This is a genomic window from Streptococcus sp. IsoGale022 (genome assembly GCF_031142805.1).
Classification (GTDB): Bacteria; Bacillota; Bacilli; order Lactobacillales; family Streptococcaceae; genus Streptococcus; species Streptococcus sanguinis_A.
Window position 1 is genome coordinate 1 of record NZ_JAKZJI010000025.1, and the last position, 13,597, is coordinate 13,597.

Consider the following 13,597-nt stretch of genomic DNA (forward strand, 5'->3'; position numbering starts at 1 on the left):
CGTCCCGGTTTTTTGACAATATAAGGAAAAGGAATTAGTTTTTCTTGTTTTTAGAGGCTTTTGATGACGGAGTGGAAGTCTTAGATACAGATTGTTTAGAGTCAGTTTTAGACTTACCAAAATTTCTGATTTTATCTATTGGAGTCGTTAGGGCTTTCCCAGCTTTTTTCGCTCCTCCTGCAGCTCCTTTAAAGTCACCTATATAATCTGTAGTAGTTCTATAAATATCTTTCATCATATTAGCACTCTTAACTGCGTCCCTTTCTTCCCATGCTTTACCAAATTCTGTCATGTATGCTTTGAAAGAATTCCATCGATTAGACATTCGTTCTAACGCTTCATTTTCAACCATCTTGGCTTCTGGACTATAAGGAATGCCTTGTGAGTAGTTAAATCCTGTGCTTAGCAATAGAGCAGCATCTTGAACTTCTTGCTTATCTGCAACTTTGGTAATAGCTCTTGCAGACTTAGTGACTTGATCTATTGCTTTCTTCCCTCTTGAAGACGCAAATGTTCCTATCGCATAGCCAGCATTTTTAAGCATTTTCATGTTTTCACTGTCTGTTGATTTCTTTTTGGTTGAATTTTCAATAAAAGTGTCTAAGTCTTTTTTCTTACCTTCTACATATTTATTAAACTTCTCTGGATATAAACTAAATCCGCCAACAGCAGTCGTCTCTTTGGCCGCCTTCTTTGCCTCTTTTTCTGACGCTGGGGTTTTAAAGAAGTCTCTTTTAATACCATTTGTCAGTGGATCAAAATAGTCTCCAATTTGCTTCTCGATTTCGTTAGATATTTTACTCAGTTTTTTAGTATCCCTATCTTGAAACGCTTTATAAACTTCTTGTTTTAGTTTATGATAACCTGGACTAGGCTCTGTCTTTTTCTCCTTCTCCGCCATAATAGCAGCCATATCCCTCATATCAACAGCAGTAGGGGGCAAGCCATTTGCAGCATTTAAACCAATACTAAGCATTCTTGAAGTAGAGCCAACTCCTGGTTTGTCTGCAAATTTATTAACATTATTTACTACAGCAGTTGCCCCATCTAATGCGAGATTTCCACCTACCACACCTAAATATGCTAACTCATTAGAAGAGGCTCGAATCGCTGCAAGTCTAGAGGATGAGCTAGCTGCCATGTTATCTATCGCAGCTCCAACATAACCTAAGTCTTTGAAACGTCTATCATCTTTGACTTCAAAATCATTTGTCAAATGCTGTTTAGCAGATTTATTCATAGCATTTCTGTAATTGTTTATATCCCTGTTAAACTCGTATTGAAATCTTTCAGATAACGCTTTGGGATCCGAGGTCATTCTGTGGTAAGTAGCACCCGGCCCTGCAAACATCGCACCTGCTTGATAGTAGTCTTCTGGTGTTCGACTAAAAGTTTGAGATAAGCCTAAGTCAACCGTCGTTGGAAGAGTTTGGTTAGTGAGTACGTCCTCTGTAGCTAAAGGATTGTTAAAAAGGGTTGAAGTGGGCTTACTTTCGCTGACCCATTGCCAATCTCCGTCTAAAAACGAACCCGGCAATTGATTTTTTCCTGTTGCTGACAGAGAGGATGCATAGTCTAAAGCAAAGCCTGGGAGTCCTTCCTTGCTCGTGGTTGTCTGCTTGAAGCCTGCCCAATCAGCCAAAGCCTCTGACATCGTTGGGGTGTTAACAGTTTTTGACTTCTCAGAGATATCAATCTGCTTCCAATCACCCTCGACTGGATTAAAGCCAGACCATTGATTTACTGGTGACGTGCTAACAAAGTCCTCTGTAGGTTTTGTTGCAGAAAGAGTATATTCACCCTCCAATGGAGAGAGACTTGCTGTTCTTGATGCAGCATCCTGAACACTAGCCCAATCACCAAGTGCCAAATCACTTAGAGAGTTCCTTTTGTTGGAAAACTGGCTTCCAAGCGCATCGGTTACACGAGTCCAGTCTCCTGTTGTAAAATCATCTGTTGCTGTGATAGTTGACGAAGCCGAATTGTTGAAAGAATCATTGATTCTAGACCAATTATCTACCTCCAAATCACTATAAGCAGCGCTTGTTGACGTTTTATTGTCGCTAAAATCTGATACATGCGACCAGTCACCTGCTGTAAAGTCGTTCAGACCCAAGCCACTTGTTGAAAATTTATCGCTTGATGAATCAGATACTCTTGACCAATCGCCTGAAGTAAAGTCACTCACTGTCTTGCTGGTTGACGAAGCATTATCTGCCAAGGCATCAGATGTTCGAGACCAATCACCTGTATCAAAATCACTAAAAGAGTCAGAAATCTCGGAAGATTTCTTAGCAGCTGAATCGTTGGTGCTCGTCCAATTCCCTGTGCTCAAATCTGCAGAACTTGTATTGCTGTCAGAAATGCTAGACCAACTTCCAGAACTATAATTGTTGCCCGATGAAATAGCATCACCAAAGCTAGAAAAGTCGCTGTTATCCTTAGACGAACTGGCATCTCCAATACTGGACCAGCTTCCAGATCCATTTGACAAGTCGTTGTCGCCAATACTTGACCAATTCCCAGAAGTATCTGACGAGCCAAAGCTACTATCTGAAGTAGAGGTTCCAAGACTATCATTATCTGAAGTAGAATAGCCACCGAAACTGTTAGAATCAGAAGATCCGAAACTTCCAGAATCTGAGAAACCTAGACTATCACTATTTGAAGTATAGGAGCCATAACTACCAGAATCCGAGGAGCTTGAGCTGAAACCACCGGAATCTGAGGTACTGGAACCAAAACTGCCGGAGTCTAAAGAACTGGAACTAAAGCTTCCAGAGTCTGAAGAGCTTGAACCGAAACTGTCGGAATCCGAGGAACCTGAACCAAAGCTTCCAGAGTCTGAAGAGCTTGAACCGAAACTATCGGAATCCGAGGAACCTGAACCAAAGCTACCGGAGTCTGAAGAGCTTGAACCGAAACCACCGGAGTCCGAGGAACTGGAGCCAAAACCGCCAGAGTCCGAGGAGCTTGAACCGAAACTTCCAGAGTCCGAGGAACTGGAGCCAAAACCGCCAGAGTCCGAGGAGCTTGAACCGAAACTGTCGGAATCCGAGGAACCTGAACCAAAGCTACCGGAGTCCGAGGAACTGGAGCCAAAACCGCCGGAATCTGAGGAACCTGAACCGAAACCACCGGAGTCCGAGGAATCTGAACCGAAACCACCGGAGTCCGAGGTACTGGAGCTAGAATCTGAGGAACCTGAACCACCATCATAAGCCTGGACCTGCCCAACGTGGACAAACACAGCGCTCAACAAAATCAAAAGCATTAGTCTTTTCTTCACAAATGCTCCTCCTTTCTTTTTTTACTATTCTAATATACCATAATTTTATTATAGGATACTGAGTTTTTTGCCATGTAAAAATATTTTAAAGTCCTTGAAATATTATGTCATATATAATTGACAACTTGTCCAGTAAAAAAGAAACCTTGTTTTTACAAAATTTCTAAGACCTATTGATGCCGATTGCAGGGAATTTTCTTATTAACCCAAATTTGTGACTCCTAAAATTTGCGTTATATAGTGTTGCTCTTAAATTTGTGATAAAAATAATATCAAGCAGTACTTAAAAATTCCTGGTAAAGATACATATTAGGTTTCGAACCATAAAAAATCTAAGCGTGTATCACTCCAACTGTCTAAAAATAAGCTTAATGCTTCTAACTTCTTCTTAAGTAGGTTATAAAAAAATTATCTTTCGCTTGATGAACTAGAAAAAGCTACTATAGTCTATAGTGTTTGCTACAAAAAACGAATTAAAAGGACCGAATCCTGTTCAATATAGAATTCAATCCTTTCAATAATTATTGGTTCAGCTTTGAAATCTTAGTATAGAAACCTAGTCTTTCGATAAGATGTCAAAGAAGATTATTTTTCCTGACTATTACTAGCTCCTTCGGAGCCCTCCTTTTGTCCCCCTCTCATTCCTTGAATTATTCCAAATAGCGAGGGAATGCGATCTTCTTTTTCTCCAGTAATGGGATTATAACCTGTCGTACCGATAACAACATCTAAAGGCTCTACATCTGTTTTAGATCCAACAATATTATTTGCAATAATAGCAATTCGACCAACAGATTCAGGCAGAGGAGAACTATCAGGAACAGCATCAGTTCCTGATAAAGTCTCTCCAGTAAGTCCAATGTAGACATTATTTGCTACATTATGAGTTAAATTATCAGCAATTATACCGATGTATCGTGCACCCGTTTCGCTTGTTCTAATCACCCCTGTTCCAATAACCGGAGAAGTTCCTTGTGCTATATTATAATTTAAAGATCCGATAGGGGTTAGAACTTCTTCAGGCACTGGCTGAGGATCAGGAGTCACGTATGTTCCCAACTCAGTAAACGTCACTCCAGCCAATTTTCCAAATGTGCCATCAAATACATCATAAACTTCTTCTCCAACAATACCCAAAAGAGTCGTTGGAGTAGAAAAAGGCTTTCCAGTTTCTGTCCCCCACATATTAGGGTTCCTTCTTTCTTCTGCATTTGTTGTATTTGTTGCAGAGACAGTGTAATCAGCCTCCAAGGGAGAGTAATTACCCCAAGCATCGTTTCCCAAAACATTGAAAGTTTCATTTGAATCAACTGCCAAACCGCTACCAAGGTCAACAGAAGATTCGGATCCAGTTATATCGGCTGGTTTATCCGAAACGAAACTGCCTAAGCTGTCCGGATTAGCTGTCAAACCATTGCCTGCGGAAGCCGCAGTGCTTGATTCAGTTGCCGAATCTGTCAAATTAGGCTTGTCAGAGCCTGCCGAGCCTACTGGCTCAGTTGTAGAATCTGATTCTGAGATAAAACTACCTAGACTATCTGCATCTGCAGCCAAACCACTGCCCAGGTCAGCAGAAGATTCGGATCCAGTTCTATCGGCTGGTTTATCCGAAACGAAACTGCCTAAGCTGTCCGGATTAGCTGTCAAACCATTGCCTGCGGAAGCCGCAGTGCTTGATTCAGTTGCCGAATCTGCCAAATTAGGCTTGTCAGAGCTTGCTGAGCCTACTGACTCAGTTGTAGAATCTGATTCTGAGATAAAACTACCTAGACTATCTGCATCTGCAGCCAAACCACTGCCCAAGTCGGTAGAAGATTCGGATCCAGTTCTATCGGCTGGTTTATCCGAAACGAAACTGCCTAAGCTGTCCGGATTAGCTGTCAAACCATTGCCTGCGGAAGCCGCAGTGCTTGATTCAGTTGCCGAGTCTGCCAAATTAGGCTTGTCAGAGCTTGCCGAGTCTACTGACTCAGTTGTTTGATTAGCTGAATCTATAGGAGTCGAGGAAGCCGTCGTTTCATCTGTAGTAGTGACAGAATTAGTTGCATCCGTAAGGGGTGTGGGAGCGGTCGCTACTGCTGCATCTGGTGTACCCGCCATTATCTCATCTGTGCTCGTTGTTGGATTGGTTGATTCTGTAGAAACTGGGGCAGAAATATTCCCCAGATTAGTCAAATTATCACCATCATTTGCTGACGCATCCAAAGAATCAATAGTTGGAATATCTGAAGCGAAGTCACCTAAACTATCTGGATTAACGGTCAAACCGCTGCCCAAATCAGAGGAAGAATCATCATCAGATGTGTCATCGTCAGAATCCGAAGAGAAGTGACCTAAATCATCTGCATCAGCAGATAAGCCACTGCCCAAATCAGAGGAAGCATCATCGTCAGATGTGTTATCGTCAGAATCCGAAGAGAAGTGACCTAAATCATCTGCATCAGCAGACAAGCCACTGCCCAAATCAGAGGAAGCATCATCGTCAGATGTGCCATCGTCAGATGTGCCATCGTCAGAATCCGAAGAGAAGTGACCTAAATCGTCTGCATCAGCAGACAGACCGCTGCCTAAATCAGAGGAATTATCATCGTCAGAATCTGAATCATTAGACGAACTGAAACTACTAGAATCTGAAAAACTATCAGAGTCACTGCTATCAGCACGAACTTGTCCTATACCAATAAATATGAAAATTAGTAAAATTAAAAAAAATAGCAATCGTTTTTTCATAAACACCTGCTCCTTTCTTTTTATACTAATTCACTGTATCATATTTCTCTTTGATTTTCTTGATTTTTCCACCATGTAAAGATATTTTAACCTCTTTGCATTCGAACTTTTATAATTGACACCTTGTTCAGTAAAAAAGAAACCTTGCTTTTACAAGATTTCTAAGACCTATTTATGCCGATTGCAGGGATCGAACCTGTGACCTACGCGTTACGAGTGCGTTGCTCTACCAACTGAGCTAAATCGGCGCCTTTTCCCTTTTATTTTAGCATCTTGAGTTTTTTTGTCAAGGGAAAATTTCACAACTTTTTAACCCAAATCAAACAAGGGTTGTTTTTATCCCAAAGTTCAGGAAAGATTTCTAACTTTTTAAAGCCCTGAGCCTGATAGAAAGCGTTAGTCCTGTCGTAAGTAGGATAATGACCTGGTGCTACCGTTTTCACTTGCAAATAGGATGCCTTTTGACGAGCAGATTTTTCTAAAACTCCTAGAAGTTGACTGCCAATTCCCGCTCTATGATAGCATTTCTTAACAGCTAGACAGTCAATCTCAGCACAATCTTCACTAGAGTATGATAAGCTTACAAAGCCAGCCAAATCACTCTCCTGATAGGCAGACCAAACTTGCAAATCCGTAGCTCCTTCAATGTAAGCTTGTGTACTTTCAGGTATTCCAAACCATTCTGGCAGATCCTTCAAAACTTCGCTAACCACTAGCATCTTTTGTTTTTCTTCCTTCACTTCTTCAATTACTATCATCTTAAAATCCCTTCTTGATTTAAGCTTTAGGGCTAATCATATTTTCTGTCTTACGATCCTGCACTTTCGTAGGCGTCTAAGCCCCTGTCCCATAGTTTCAAAGAAATGAAAAAGAAGACAAGAGAAATCAGAATCAAACCACCGATATTAAAGAGTCCATTCTTTTCCTGCAAGAAATAGCTAGCGGGATAGTAAGCCGTAAAGGCGAAAGGCACGATGAAACTAATCAACCAACGGATAAGCGAATGGTAAATTGAAATCGGGTACTTGGCAAAATCATTGAACATATAGAAAATGTAGATCATCGCTCCTGATTGCTTGGTCCAAAAAGCAATACTCGCTGTCGCAATTTTCAAGGAAGTATAAATTAAGGTCGCAAAAGGAATACAAACTAGGAAAAGCAAAAATTTAGGAAAGGTCCAACTAATACTAGTGACCGTTGTCGCCAGCAGGATTCCACCGACCAAGAGTTCTCCCAAAGCATCAATCTGAAATGTTTCAACTAGAATATGAAAGAGAGGATTGATAGGCCGAGTCAGGTATTTGTCAAACTCTCCTTTTCGCACTAAGCGTTGCCCCAGTGCCCATAGATTGTCAAAAAAGAGATGGTCCAATCCCTTGGGAATTAAGGAAAAGCCATAGATAAAGGCAATCTCTTGGAATGTCCAGCCTTCTAGCGATGGAATGTGTTGAAAGAGTACATTGAGAAACAAGAGGTTCAAGCCTTGGGTCAGGAAGACACCTAAAACACCAACCACAAAATCAACCTTATATTCCATGATTTGCTTGATGTATTGTCCGATAAAAATCAGATGCATGCGCTGATATTTTTTCATACTAACCTCCTTGAATGGTGATAAACGACTGGACTCTTTTCCAAATCAACTGAGACAAGCCTACCATCACTAAAAGCCAAAACAACTGCAAGGAAAGAGCCTGAAGAATCTGACTGGCATCGTATTTCCCAACGATAATCATAACCGGAGTGTAAATCAAGGATGAAAAAGGCAAAAAGGACAGAATATTTGAAACAATCTTGGGAAAGAAAGCCAAGGGAATCAAACTCCCCGACATAAAGGCAATCAGAGAATTCTTGAGCAGATTAGAGCCCCATAGATTTTTAAACACAAAAGCTGAAAAGCCAAAGCAGATATTAAAGAAAAAATTGATCAGATAGGCTAGCGTTAAGCTAAAAAGATAAATCAAGGTTAGTCCTAAAACTTCTAAAACAACTTGCCCAGATAAGATTTTCATCAAGACAATGACACTTAAAAATGGGAGGCCGACAGAGATAAAAATCAACCACTTGGAACCAATCTCGGTGAAGAGATAAGAGGCCGCAAAATGCACCGGTCTCAACAAGCGCATGATAATCGATCCGTCCTTGACCTCTTCTCCAATCATAAAAGAAGAATCCGACCTGGTCAAGAGATTGGTCACAAAACTCATGATGATGTAGAGGGTGATATCTGCCATACTGAAGCCTTGAATCAAAGACTCCTGCGACGAATCGAAGACTGCCTTCCAGAGATAAAAGGCCACAAAAGCTCCCATGACATCGCCAAGCCGATAGAGAATAAAGTTGATACGATAGGTAATCAACTCCTGAATCCCTGCATTGATAAAGGGTTTATAACGTCTCCATAATTTGACCATCTTAGAGCTCCTTTCGATAGAAGCGACGGATAATATCCTCAATATCCGTATCCACCATCTTCAAATCACGGATCTCAAAATCAGACAGGGTTTGCTTGATAATATCAGCTGACTGATAGCGGGAACTATCGTATTGAATGTTGAGGCTATTTCCTTGTCTATCAATAGTCATATCAGGCAATCCTGCATAGTGAGAGACAAGATGACTTTGCCCTGGTACCAGTTCAAAGGAAAGAGTCTTCATCTTGCCAAAGGTTTCCTTGAGCTGGCTCACCGTTCCATCAAAAATCTCCTGCCCCTTGTCAATCATAAAAATCCGATCACAAAGTTGCTCAATATCACTCAAGTCATGAGTGGTCAAGAGAATAGTAGTCTCTTCCTCCTGATTGATCTGGGTGATGGCGCGACGAATGTTGTCCTTGACTGAAACATCCAAACCAATGGTCGGCTCATCTAAAAAGAGAACCTTGGGATTGTGGAGCAAGGAAGCCGCAATGTCCGCACGCATCCGTTGCCCAAGTGAAAGAGTTCGCACGGGGTCCTTGATAAATTCCTTCAAATCCAAGACCTCATTCAAAAAGTCCATGCGCTTATGAAAGAGCGAGTCTGGCACATCGTAAATCTCCTTCAAGACCGTGTAGGTCTCCTGCAGAGCCAAATCCCACCATAACTGGGTGCGTTGTCCGAAGACCACTCCAATATCTTTGACATAGTCTTGGCGATTATCCTGCGGAATCTTGCCATTAATCCGACAAAAACCAGATGTCGGTTTCAAAATCCCTGTCAACATTTTAATGGTTGTTGACTTCCCAGCACCATTGGCCCCGATAAAGCCTAAAATCTGCCCTTTTGGAACCTCAAAGGTCAAATCCTTGACCGCTTCAAAGATCTGCTTTTCGGGATGAATAAAGGAGCGCAATGATCCTTTCAAGCCTGGTTCCTTAACTGTCTTTACAAAATTTTTCTGAAGATGTTCCACTTCTATCATTGCCATATACTTCTCCCTATCGCAAGGAATAGCAACATTGTATTTTTGACTACAAATATTCTAAATCCTTACTTTCTAAACCTCCTACATTTTATTATTACAGAAGGCTTTATACCAACCTATTATAGTCCAATAAAAAATGGAATGCAAGCGTTTGCCTGTAGATTCTGAAATTAGAGATTTCACTCTTAAAATAATAGTTTTAATCAAAAATTCTGGTTTAGTAGTTTCCTTAAAACACCAAAAAACCCACCCATTGGGCAGGTTTCTGTTTTGTAATGTTCAGCTAGATTAAGCTTTACCTTCTGAACATAAATCATTTATTTACTATACTTCCTCATACACTAAAAAGAGCTATATTCAGGTATTCTTCTACCCACACTGTATTAGAAATATGCTTCATTATTCCCTTTAGTTCTTAAAAAAGTGTGGCAAAATAGGGGCAAAATCTTAGGTTGAATTTGCCATAAATCCTAGTATAGACAGCAGAAATTTGGAGAATATTTAATAAGCTTTTTTTGCAGTGAATATGAATCATACTAACAAACTGGAACTCTTCCTATAAAACAGAATTTTATAAGATCTTTAAATACCTTTTGTTCTTTAGTGCTAGATAAATAAAGATCTAAATCATGCTTTCTATATTCGACTACAGCTTCTTCGAAATCTCTATAAAAACCATGTGATGACAATTGGACATCAGTGTTATTCAGAACGGATACTAATAGACTATAACAATTAGAATGATTTCTTAGCTTAAGAGGTAAAACATTCTGAGAAAAATTCTCCTCATATTCGATAATTTCTGATTCTGAAGGATAAATTACATCTTGAAGAAATTTACTATTATTATATAGCCAAAATCTAGCTTCATCAATCCCTCTAGCCTTAACGATAGACAAAAGAAACTTGTCTAGTAGTTGAATATTATCATACCCTATGATATCAATTATTTTTTTCAAAGTTCGATATCTAATTTCAGGAGGTAAAACAGAGAACAATGTCAAGATATTTTTGTCTGTTTTTAAATTCAGACTATATTTCAAAAAATATTGTACAAATAAATAAGAAAATAAATCCCAAATGGAGTCTTCGGCTATAATCAATTCATCTACATTAGCATTCGATATATTTGCTGTATGAGTGTATTTATTGCCTAATTTTCTTAACCTATCTATAGTTTTTTCAAAATCCTTGACTAGTCGTTTATCTACCTTTTTATACCTTTCTGTTACTTTAAACTTTTCATTTTTCTCATGAGTAGTTATATCTCCCAGATTCATGGGTTCTCCTGCTCCCAAGTTCAAAAATTTGCGAACTAATAACTCTGTCAATTTTCTGAGTAATATTATCCTACTTCCCATACTGATAGTTGAATAATATATATCTGCAATTAAATCAGATAAAACTAATTCATAATCGTAATTTTTAAAAGGAGCAATTGCCATAATTTGACCTCTCTAAAATGGTATATAGTAAGACTCTAATACCATAAAATTGCAGAAGGATGTGCTTATTTTTTCTTACTAACTCAGACTCTTTTGACAAGTTTATTGGCTTGATATCTAATAATACTTTATCTATGGATAGACAAAAGATATATCATACTTAATTATTTGTAATTTAATATGAGAAATTTGTTCTCAAAGAGTATATTTTTCAATTAATTTATTAAACTAGAGGGCATTTAGTCGTGTTGAGAGAAATTTATTTATCAACAGGAAGCTCGTTACCATTTTTAAATAAAATTTGATTATATTTATTTCCCCATCTATTCATTTCAACTACTACTGGTTCTAAAGTTCTTCCAAGTTCAGTTAGTGTATACTCTGTTATCGGAGGCATGATAGAGTAAATATCTTTATGAATAATTTTGTCCAACTCCAATTCTTTAAGTTGCAACGCTAACATCCTTCTAGAACAACCGGGCATTAATTTTTCTAATTCGCCAAATCGACAAATTTCATTATTTAATAAGTGAAATAATATTACGCACTTCCATTTGCCAGAAATTACTTGGAGAGTGGTTTCTACTGGACATCCATTAGCACAATCATAAATTTTTCTTACCATAATCTACCCATCTTTCTATCTTAAGTTACTAAAATATCACTAGTTACAAAAACTTCAATATTGTTATTTTGCAGTATTTGTCTATAATTAACATTATACCAAATAAAATAAGGAAAGGAAATTGAACTATGGCAACTATGAAAGGGGTCGGATTATACAGATATTTACCTATTGATGATAAGAGAAGTTTTGAAGACGTTGAGTTAAATAAACCTTTTGCTAAAGGAAAGAACTTACTTGTTGAGGTTAAAGCGATTTCAGTAAATCCAGTAGATTATAAAGTTAGATCTCCAAAAAGTAAAGTCGAAGAATCCCCGAGAATCTTAGGATGGGATGCTTCAGGAATTGTCTCAGAGGTAGGGGAAGATTGCGAGTTGTTTTCTGTTGGCGATGAGGTATTCTATGCGGGAGATTTAACAAAATCGGGGTCCTATGCTGAATATCAACTTGTAGATGAGCGTATTGTTGGGAAAAAACCAAATACCTTATCTTTTGAAGATTCTGCGGCCTTACCCTTAACTTCCTTAACAGCATATGAGGGTTTATTTGAAAAATTAAAAATCCCATTTGATAAAAGCAAAAATTATACTAAGAGTATATTAATCATCGGAGCAAGTGGTGGAGTAGGATCAATAGCTTGTCAGTTAGCTCATAATGTTGGGTTAACTGTTATTGGAACTGCTTCCAGAGATGAAAGTAAAAAGTGGGTTTTGGAGCATGGAGCTGAATTTGTAATTAATCATTTTGAAGATATGGATAAAGAGCTTAATGAAATTGGATTCTCAACAGTTGATTACATTTTCTGTTTAAATAATACTGAAAAGCATTGGGATTTTATGGTAAAAGCTATTAAACCTCAAGGAAATATCTGTTCTATTGACGAAACTAAAGAAAAAGTCAATTTGTCTGCACTACAGTCTAAAGCAGTTAGTTTTTCATGGGAATTTATGTTTGCAAAATCAATGTGGCAAACAGAAGATTTGATTAGTCAACATTATATTCTTAATCAAATTGCAGATATGATTGATAATGGAGAGCTAAAAACGACGGTTACAAAAAGATTATCTCCAATGAATTCAATAAACATTAAAGAGGCTCACAGGCTTCTAGAAACCGGTCGAACCATAGGAAAAATTGTTATCAGCAATTCAAAAGAGTGAAAAATTAGAATTAATTAATGGAGAAAGAAAGAATAAATAGATATAATGAGTCTCGTGTAATTAAAGATAGCATAGTAAAGCAATAGGTCCGTGAATTTTCCAAGAACAGATTTGGCTTTTATTTCATAGAAAGGGATATTCCCCGAAAAAGTAAAATGATTGTCAGCATTACCTGTCTTAAACTTGTAAAATTACCTTGGTATAATAAAAATGGAGTAAGCAAATGTAAGAATTTGCCACATTATTTTTAGTGCCTCTATCTGCAATTTTATTAATTGCCTGTTCTAACCAATCAAGTAATTCTTTAGATGGTGAACACTATAGCCAATTGAAACAAGAACAAGACAAAAGAGCCTCGAAAAAGTATTACAACTTGGTAATACCTTTTTGAGGTGTTTTTTGATATGAGCTCATGTTTTCTCAATAGGATTGTACTCAGGTGAGTAGGGAGGAAGAGGTAAAAGTTTATGCCCAAACTCTTCACATAAGAGCTCCAGCTTATCCATTCTATGGAATCTTGCATTATCCATAATAATAACTGATGGTGTATTCAATTTTGGTAGGAGAAACTTCTGAAACCAAGCTTCAAAAAAGTCGCTCGTCATCGTCTCTTCGTAAGTCATTGGAGCGATTAACTCACTATTTGTTAGACCTGCAACCAAAGAAATCCTCTGATATCTTCTTCCAGACACTTTACCTCCTATTAACTGACCTTATAATGAGCGACCGTATTCTCGATAAAAATAAGTATCGAATCCCGTTTCATCAATATAAACAGGTGCTAAGTGCTTTAAACTATTAAATTTTTTGAAAGTTCTATCATTCATTTAGCCACTCTGTATTCCTAAAAATTAGATGTTCCAATTTACTTTGGGAAAGACAGTGATTTCCTTTGAAAACAGGCGTAAAGCTGTTATATTCGTTCGCCAAGGGTAGTCTTAGA

General features: G+C 38.3%; 10 protein-coding genes, 1 tRNA gene and 1 pseudogene. 1 reads left to right on the forward strand and 11 read right to left on the reverse strand.

The genetic code is table 11. The annotated features are described in order from the left end of the window. Positions 1-34 precede the first annotated feature (34 nt). The 10 genes from RG608_RS10905 to RG608_RS10950 all read right to left on the reverse strand — a co-directional run bounded on the left by RG608_RS10905 (position 35) and on the right by RG608_RS10950 (position 11,494). Complete coding sequence (locus tag RG608_RS10905; protein ID WP_268686844.1) at positions 35-2,494, reverse strand: hypothetical protein; 2,460 nt, start codon at positions 2,492-2,494, stop codon at positions 35-37. Positions 2,495-2,754: 260 nt separating this feature from the next. Next, entirely contained in the window at positions 2,755-3,219 is a 465-nt protein-coding gene (locus RG608_RS10910; protein WP_268686845.1) for a hypothetical protein, read from the reverse strand. 655 nt (positions 3,220-3,874) lie between these two features. Beyond that, entirely contained in the window at positions 3,875-6,019 is a 2,145-nt protein-coding gene (locus RG608_RS10915; protein ID WP_268686846.1) for a hypothetical protein, read from the reverse strand. Positions 6,020-6,194: 175 nt separating this feature from the next. After that, a tRNA-Thr gene (locus RG608_RS10920) sits at positions 6,195-6,267 on the reverse strand. Positions 6,268-6,318: 51 nt separating this feature from the next. Beyond that, the gene (locus RG608_RS10925; RefSeq protein ID WP_032909900.1) at positions 6,319-6,777 is read right to left on the reverse strand and encodes a GNAT family N-acetyltransferase; all 459 of its coding nucleotides are present in this window, start codon (positions 6,775-6,777) and stop codon (positions 6,319-6,321) included. A gap of 50 nt (positions 6,778-6,827) precedes the next feature. After that, positions 6,828-7,613: an ABC transporter permease gene (locus RG608_RS10930; protein WP_308946961.1), complete on the reverse strand. Its 786-nt coding sequence runs from the start codon at positions 7,611-7,613 to the stop codon at positions 6,828-6,830. A gap of 1 nt (position 7,614) precedes the next feature. Continuing rightward, positions 7,615-8,433 carry an ABC-2 family transporter protein gene (locus tag RG608_RS10935; protein ID WP_268686848.1) on the reverse strand — a complete coding sequence of 273 codons (819 nt, stop codon included), beginning with the start codon at positions 8,431-8,433 and terminating at the stop codon, positions 7,615-7,617. A 1-nt stretch (position 8,434) separates the two neighbouring features. Beyond that, on the reverse strand, positions 8,435-9,427 hold the full coding sequence (locus RG608_RS10940) for an ATP-binding cassette domain-containing protein (protein WP_268686849.1): 993 nt from the start codon (positions 9,425-9,427) through the stop codon (positions 8,435-8,437). Between the two features lie 533 nt (positions 9,428-9,960). Further along, entirely contained in the window at positions 9,961-10,869 is a 909-nt protein-coding gene (locus RG608_RS10945) for a hypothetical protein (RefSeq protein ID WP_002927724.1), read from the reverse strand. A 259-nt stretch (positions 10,870-11,128) separates the two neighbouring features. After that, on the reverse strand, positions 11,129-11,494 hold the full coding sequence (locus tag RG608_RS10950; RefSeq protein WP_002927730.1) for a helix-turn-helix domain-containing protein: 366 nt from the start codon (positions 11,492-11,494) through the stop codon (positions 11,129-11,131). A 128-nt stretch (positions 11,495-11,622) separates the two neighbouring features. On the opposite strand from RG608_RS10950, the gene RG608_RS10955 reads away from it, so the two are divergent. Then, entirely contained in the window at positions 11,623-12,654 is a 1,032-nt protein-coding gene (locus tag RG608_RS10955; protein ID WP_002927733.1) for a zinc-binding alcohol dehydrogenase family protein, read from the forward strand. A 318-nt stretch (positions 12,655-12,972) separates the two neighbouring features. Here RG608_RS10955 and RG608_RS10960 read toward each other — a convergent pair. Beyond that, positions 12,973-13,463, reverse strand: a pseudogene (locus RG608_RS10960) (transposase); the annotation flags it as partial. Positions 13,464-13,597: the final 134 nt, after the last annotated feature.